Origin of the sequence: Mesorhizobium sp. M0106, from assembly GCF_040322715.1 — a bacterium.
Classification (GTDB): domain Bacteria; phylum Pseudomonadota; class Alphaproteobacteria; order Rhizobiales; family Rhizobiaceae; genus Mesorhizobium.
Genome location: NZ_JAMYUA010000032.1, coordinates 62,345 through 68,584, shown reverse-complemented (window position 1 = coordinate 68,584; position 6,240 = coordinate 62,345). Strand labels below are relative to the sequence as shown.

The 6,240-nt window shown below is 62.9% G+C and carries 5 protein-coding genes and 1 pseudogene; 4 read left to right on the top strand and 2 right to left on the bottom strand.

Translation table 11 applies throughout. From position 1 onward, the window contains the following. Window positions 1-143: 143 nt before the first annotated feature. The gene (locus NKJ55_RS25615; protein ID WP_352452314.1) at window positions 144-581 is read right to left on the bottom strand and encodes a curlin; all 438 of its coding nucleotides are present in this window, start codon (window positions 579-581) and stop codon (window positions 144-146) included. A gap of 330 nt (window positions 582-911) precedes the next feature. Continuing rightward, a complete protein-coding gene (locus NKJ55_RS25610) occupies window positions 912-1,340 on the bottom strand; it encodes a YybH family protein (RefSeq protein ID WP_352452313.1) in 429 nt (142 codons plus the stop codon). Window positions 1,341-1,564: 224 nt separating this feature from the next. Here NKJ55_RS25610 and NKJ55_RS25605 point away from each other — a divergent pair. From NKJ55_RS25605 to NKJ55_RS25590, 4 genes and pseudogenes are all read left to right on the top strand, one after another. Further along, window positions 1,565-1,729: pseudogene (locus NKJ55_RS25605) on the top strand (LacI family DNA-binding transcriptional regulator); the annotation flags it as partial. A gap of 213 nt (window positions 1,730-1,942) precedes the next feature. After that, a complete protein-coding gene (locus NKJ55_RS25600) occupies window positions 1,943-3,280 on the top strand; it encodes a DUF6600 domain-containing protein (protein WP_352452312.1) in 1,338 nt (445 codons plus the stop codon). 316 nt (window positions 3,281-3,596) lie between these two features. Next, complete coding sequence (locus NKJ55_RS25595) at window positions 3,597-4,658, top strand: LacI family DNA-binding transcriptional regulator (RefSeq protein WP_352452311.1); 1,062 nt, start codon at window positions 3,597-3,599, stop codon at window positions 4,656-4,658. 82 nt (window positions 4,659-4,740) lie between these two features. Then, a complete protein-coding gene (locus NKJ55_RS25590) occupies window positions 4,741-5,994 on the top strand; it encodes an ABC transporter substrate-binding protein (protein ID WP_352452310.1) in 1,254 nt (417 codons plus the stop codon). The last annotated feature ends 246 nt before the right edge of the window (window positions 5,995-6,240 follow it).

Below are 6,240 nucleotides of genomic sequence, written 5' to 3'. Positions count from 1 at the left end.
CCGCGCGGGGCGGTCTCTTGTTTCGGTGTCGGCCCCCCCCGCGGGGGGCTCTCTTTTGTGCGGCGGGTGTGTTTTTTGGGTTTTTGCGGGCGCGCGCCCGGCGCGCGCTTTCTGCGCCGCGGCCCCCCTGGCCGTTGCCGTGTTTATGGGCAGGCCTGGACGAAAGCTGCGACATTGCCGCTGCCGCCCTGGCTGACATTGGCATCGCAGCCGTGGCCCACCTGCACGCCGGCAGCAATGTTGCCGTTACCGTCCTGGGTCAGAATGGTGGTGTGGTTGGAGCCGAACTGGCCGACGCCGGCCACGTTGCGGTTGCCGTTCTGGTAGGTGGCGCCGTAGTTGCCAGCCCCGTCCTGGCCGATAGCCGAAAGGTTGTGGCGGCCGCGCTGCTGGCCGATCACCTTGTTGAAGCGGCCGTTCTGATACACCCGGATACGGTTTTTGAAGCCGTTCTGGGCGCCGCCGGCCGAGTTCGACCAGCCATATTGCTCGATGCGCACGTCATTGGCCATGGCCGGAGCGGCGGCAGTGATACCGACAAGAGCGGCAAGCGCGGTTGCGATGAAAGAATTGCGGATCATGAGAGCGTCTCCTTTGGCGGACGGGACCGCGGTTGAACGGCTTCTTTTTAGGAGATGCCGTTCGAACTAAGGCTGAAGGCGGCGTTCAGCTGGGGTTCAGGAGGGCTTGCGCGGGTCGTGGCTGCGGCGGTCAGGCCGCTATTCGCTAGGGCAATGGGTGGAGCACACTCGCCAAGGGCGGCCGGTGTTGGGTCATTCTATACTTGGCGATTGGCCGCTTCCGGCCGAAAGGCTGACTGTCAGCAACGGGCCGCCAAATCGACCGTTCACCTACGAACCCTTGCCGCGTGAAAGCCGACATCCCTGTTGAGGAGGTTAGGCGTTCCGGAACTACGGCAAGAGATCCGTCACAGCGCGCCCACTTCCGTCCATTGCCATAGGGAAGCTGGCATGTTCGTGGATGATTTTCCAAGAACCGGCGACGCGCCTTAGCACGATGGTTCGCCGGCTCCAGGAGTCGACCTTTGTGCCATCGGTCTTAATGCCAGTCATGCGCGACAGGCCGAAGGCCACTGCAAGATCGCCGTCGATTATGAGCTGCGGGTCAGCCATGTGAACGGTGACGCCGTTGCGCCAAGTTGCAAACCAAGCATTTATCCCTTCGATGTCGCGTGCCTGTTCGCCTCGATAGGCAAGCGGCGGCGGCAGATCAAAAACCACGACATCCGGGTCCATGGCATCGACGTTGGCGCGGGCGTCCCCCTTGGCAGTTGCGTCTTCCTGGCCCCGGATGACAGACAAGACTTCCTTTTCAGACATATCGTTGCTCCTTCATTTTCTGGAACGACGAGGCCGGGGCGATCAATCCGACATCGATACCATTCGTAACAAATAGGGCCGGTCCTAGCTGCTGTTGCATCGTGATATCAAGAGTGATGAGCCCCTCATCTGCCGGACATCGCATCATCGGGGGCTCTAGTGGCCCACCCGCACCCGCTGACCTCACCACTCAGCATCCCGCAGTCCCAAATGGGAAGACCGATATCCAAATTACGCCCGCCAAGCAGCCCGTCACCCTCCGTGAGGTGGCGGCCATTGCCGGCGTCAGCGTTGCCACGGCATCAAAAGCGCTGAACGGGCAGGGGCGGATGACGGCCGAGACGCGGACCCGGACTCGCGGGACGGCGCAGCGGCTTGGCTTTCGCCCGATACCGTCGGCCTTTTGACCAACGACTTATCGCCGCGCCTTCGGCGCGCATTTGTGACGGTCACCGCCTTCATGAAGCAACTCTGATCCCAAATATCATCGTGCGATGCCAAGCCGCTGCGGGAGGGGATGCGGGTAACGTCAGCAAGTGGAACAATCCGGCAGCCGGCGGGTTTGTACGATGAAGGGCGATCTGTTTCGGAGGAAGATTACGATGAAACGCGTCCTTGCCCAACATGCGGTGCGACTGATGCTCGGCGGCGTAACCGCCTGCCTGCTCACGGTCGTCGAGATTCCCAACCCAATTGCGCCATTGTCGCTTGTGTCCGAGGCAAGGGCTGCCACCACCGTTTCGATCAGCACGTTCTACCAAAACCTGTCTTCCTATGGTGATTGGGTCTCGTATCACGGAGCGACCGTTTTCGTGCCGGTTGATGTGCCTGACGATTGGCGTCCGTACACGCTTGGACACTGGGTCTATACCGAGCAGTATGGCTGGCTCTGGGTATCCGACGAGCCATTCGGCTGGGCGACGTACCATTACGGCCGGTGGGGCTATGCCGACGATATCGGCTGGTACTGGGTTCCGGGCACTCGCTGGGCGCCAGCATGGGTGAGTTGGCGTCGTGACAGAGAGCACATCATTTGGGCGCCGCTGCCGCCCCGCCGCGATCCGGATTTGATTTCAATCGAGGTGACCTTCGACACGACGCCGGATTATTACTGGGTTGTGGTCCCCACCCGCGAATTCCTTGCCGCGGACATTTCTGTGGTCGTTATTCGTGATGAGCCGGAGTTTGTGCGCATTGTCGAGGCGGCCGAACCGGCCGGCGACGTGACGATCCAGAACAATTTGGTGATCAACAAAGTCATTGATGTCGATGTGATCGAAAAGGAGACGAACCAGAAGGTGACTGCTGTCAAGGTCAGCAAGACCGACGCGCCCGAGAAGTCCGGCAAACTGGAAAACGATAGGGTCGCTGTCTTTGAGGGCGAGGTGAAAGCCGACCCTAAGGCCAAACTAGCTAAGCTCAAAGACATCGAAGAGGTGAAGCAGGTTCAGGCTGGCCGGAAATCGAAGCCGACCGAAGGCGCTGCAACGACCGAGCAGGCCAAGCCCGAAGAAACCGCCAAGCCTGAGAAGCCGAAGGCCAAGGAGCAGCCGGCCGCCGAGCAGCAGCAGGCTGAGCCCGAACAGACGGCCAAGCCTGAGAAGCCGAAGACCAAGAAGCAGCCCGCCGCCGAGCAGCAGCAGGCCGAGCCCGAACAGACGGCCAAGCCTAAGAAACCGAAGATCAAGAAGCAGCCCGCCGCCGAGCAGCAGCAGGCCGAGCCCGAACAGACGGCCAAGCCTGAGAAGCGGAAGGCCAAGAAGCAGCCCGCTGCCGAGCAGCAGCAGGCTGAGCCGGAGCAGGCTGCCAAGCCTGAGAAGCGGAAGGCCAAGGAGCAGCCAGCGGCCGAGCAGCAGCAGGCCGAGCCCGAGCAGGCGGTCAAGCCCAAGCCACAGAAACAGAAAAACAAGGCGTGCGATCCACAGACTGAGAACTGCTAGCTCTGCGGGTAGACTGCGGCACCGCGATTATTCCATCGCGGTGCCCGCTGAACGGCAATGCACGCCAAAGCTGCTCGCCCTCTTTCCTTCGGGCCGCCATGGCAGATCCTGGACCCAGGGCAGCGAGTCGTAGTTGACTGCCGAACATGCCTGTAACCAGGCCATTCCCTCTTGCCATCCTTGCATCCTTCCCCTAATCTTCCTTTTGAGAAAACCTTTTCCCAACTCTGCCGGCATCCGCTGACTTCACCATTCAGCGCCTCGCAGGCCGGTAAGAGAAAAGCTTTTCTCAAATGGGAGGATCGATATCCAAATCATGGCGTCCGACGCGCAGCCAACGCCTGTTTCTGCCAAGCAGCCCGTCACCCTGCGTGAGGTGGCGGCGCTCGCCGGCGTCAGCGTGGCCACGGCCTCAAAGGCGCTGAACGGGCAGGGGCGGATGACGGCCGAGACGCGGACCCGTATTCGCGAGACGGCGCAGCGGCTTGGCTTTCGCCCGAACAGCCTGGCGCAGAGCCTGCTCAGGCGGCGCTCCTTTACCGTCGGGCTTTTGACCAACGACACCTATGGCCGCTTTTCGCTGCCGCTGATGGCCGGCGTTTCCGATGCGCTGGTCGATGCCGGCGTCTCGGTGTTCCTGTGCAATGTCGAGGACGACCCGCGCCTTGCCCAGCTGCATGTCGATGCCATGCTCGACAAGCGCGTCGACGGCATCATCGCCACCGGCAAGCGCATCGACCGCCACCTGCCGGTCGACCTCGCCAATCTCGGCATTCCGGCGATCTATGCCTTCACCGAGCCCGATCCCGGCTCCATCGCCTTCGTCTCCGATGATGCCGGCGGGGCGCGGCTGGCGGTCGAGCATTTCTGCCGGCTCGGGCGGCGGCGCATCGCCCATGTCAGCGGCCCCGCGAGCTTTGCCGTGGTGCATGCGCGGGCGCAGGCCTATCGCGCGGTGCTGGCCGAGAACGGCCTGCCGGTCATGGAGCCTTTGCTTGGCCCGTGGTCGGAGGCCTGGGGCCACGAGGCGGTCAAGAAGCTGTTCGACGGCGAGGGTTTCGACGGTACGCGCGAAAAGCCCGATGCGGTGTTTTGCGGCAACGACCAGATCGCGCGCGGCGTCATCGACGCCTTGCGCGAGCGCGGTATCGGCGTGCCGGACGAAGTCGGCGTCATTGGTTTCGACAACTGGCAGATCGTCGCCGAGGCGACCCGCCCGCCGCTGACCTCGGTCGACATGAACCTTTCAGCACTTGGCCGCGAGGCCGGCCTTGCCTTGCTTTCGCTCGTCGGCGGCGAACCCGCTCTGCCGGGCATCAGAAAACTGCCGTGCCGGCTGGTGGTGCGTCAGTCATGCGGCCGTCCGCCGGACGGCTGAACGAAACGGGCCGTGTCGATAGTCACCCGCTTGGGGGCGCGGCTAAATTAAGACGCTAAATTAAACCATGTGGAGGAGAAGCATGAGAACCACCATTACCGGGCTCGCCATAGCCGCGAGCATTTTTGGCACGCTGGCAACCGTCGGCTCGGCCGCCGCCGACACCGCCAACATCTGGGTGCGCGCCGACGGCTCGAACTTCATGCCGCGCATCGCCGATGCCTTCAACAAGGGGCATCAGAACCAGATCAAGCTCGACATCATCCCCAATGCCGAAATCATCCCGAAATACGGCGCTGCCGCTGCCGGCGGCACAGCGCCCGATGCGCTCTCGCTCGACCTGATCTACACGCCGTCCTTCGCCGCCGCCGGCCAGCTCGAAGACATCACCGACTGGGCGAAATCGCTGCCCTATTTCGCCAGCCTGTCGCCGGCGCATGTCAAGACCGGCACCTATAAGGGCCGCATCTACGGGCTGCCGTTCTCGGCGGACTCCTCGGTGCTGATCTGGAACAAGAAGCTGTTCAAGCAGGCCGGCCTCGACCCGGAAAAGGGCCCGACCAACTGGGCCGAGATCGAAGCCGACGCCGAAAAGGTCAATGCGCTCGGCGGCGACATCAAGGGCTTCTACTTCTCCGGCAATTGCGGCGGCTGCAACATCTTCACGTTCACGCCGCTGATCTGGGCCTCGGGCGGTGACATCCTGACGGAGGACGGCTCCAAGGCGACGCTGGATACGCCGCAGATGCGCGGCGCCATCGACCTCTACCGTTCGATGGTCAAAAAGGACCTGGTGCCTTCAGGCGCGCAGACCGACACCGGCTCCAACTTCTTTGCCGCCTTCGCCACCGGCAATATCGGCATCTCGCCGTCCGGCGCCTTCGCCATCGGCGCGTTGAACACGCAATATCCCGACATCGACTACGGCATCACCTTCCTGCCCGGCAAGGATGGTGGCTGGTCGTCGTTTGCCGGCGGCGATAATTTCGTCGTCACCAAGGGCACCACCAAGGTCGCGGTGGTGAAGGAGTTCCTCGATTTCGCCTATTCGCTCGAAGGCCAGACCATCCTGGCGAAATACGGCAGCCTGCCGGTGCGCGGCGACATCGCCAATGAGGCGCTGAAAGACCTCGACCCGCGCTACAAGGTTGCCGCTGAAGCCATGGCCAAGGGCCGCACGCCCTATTCGGTGGTGTTCAACGACCTGATCAACTCGGCCAACGGTCCGTGGAACCAGATGATGAACGAGGTCTTCTTCGGCGAAGACGTCGACGGCGCCATCGCCAACGCGCAGGAAACGATGCAGTCGATCATCGATTCGGCGCCGCAGAAGTAAGGCGCCGGCTCCACCTCCCCCTCGAGGGGAGGTCGGACCGCAGGTCCGGGTGGGGTCATCGCGGCAGTGCTCGACGTTTCTGTCGGCGCACGTCGCAGAGGACCCCACCCCCGCAGCCCCTTAACCTCCCCCTCGAGGGGAGGTCGGACCAAAGGTCCGGGTGGGGTCATCGCGGCAGTGCTCGACGCTCTTTTGATGTCGGCGCGCTTCGCGGAGGACCCCACCCCCGGCCTTCGACCGGACCCT

Excerpts from the sequence above, each read along its gene's own strand:
- NKJ55_RS25615 (WP_352452314.1), bottom strand. The coding sequence starts at position 581 with ATGATCCGCAATTCTTTCATCGCAACCGCGCTTGCCGCTCTTGTCGGT.
- NKJ55_RS25610 (WP_352452313.1), bottom strand. The coding sequence starts at position 1,340 with ATGTCTGAAAAGGAAGTCTTGTCTGTCATCCGGGGCCAGGAAGACGCA.
- NKJ55_RS25600 (WP_352452312.1), top strand. The coding sequence starts at position 1,943 with ATGAAACGCGTCCTTGCCCAACATGCGGTGCGACTGATGCTCGGCGGC.
- NKJ55_RS25595 (WP_352452311.1), top strand. The coding sequence starts at position 3,597 with ATGGCGTCCGACGCGCAGCCAACGCCTGTTTCTGCCAAGCAGCCCGTC.
- NKJ55_RS25590 (WP_352452310.1), top strand. The coding sequence starts at position 4,741 with ATGAGAACCACCATTACCGGGCTCGCCATAGCCGCGAGCATTTTTGGC.